The organism is Roseibium sp. RKSG952 (assembly GCF_009711355.1).
Window position 1 is genome coordinate 1 of sequence record NZ_SMMF01000179.1, and the last position, 335, is coordinate 335.

Annotated in this window: 1 protein-coding gene; it reads left to right on the forward strand. The window is 61.5% G+C overall.

The features are described 5' to 3' along the window. Positions 1-166: 166 nt before the first annotated feature. A partial coding sequence (locus E1297_RS51055) for a DUF4116 domain-containing protein (protein WP_196223075.1) occupies positions 167-335 on the forward strand: 169 nt, incomplete at its 3' end.

Consider the following 335-nt stretch of genomic DNA (forward strand, 5'->3'; position numbering starts at 1 on the left):
ACGCGAGAGATGTGCCTTGAGGCGGTGAGGCGACACGGCTGGACGCTGAAACATGTGCCGTGGTCCCTCCGGACGCGGGAGATGTGCCTTGAGGTCTCCAGACGCGAGAGATCTGCCTCGAGGCGTTCGGCTGGGCGTTGCTATATGTGCCGGAAGACCTCCTGGCATGTCGCTGGAACGTGTGCCGTTGTCCCTCCGGACGCGGGAGATCTGTCTTGAGGCGGTGAGGCAAAACGGCTGGGCGTTGGAACATATGCCAAAAGACCTCCGGACACGGGAGGTCTGCCTTGAGGTGGTCAGGCAAAACGGCTGGACGCTGGAATATGTGGCGAAAG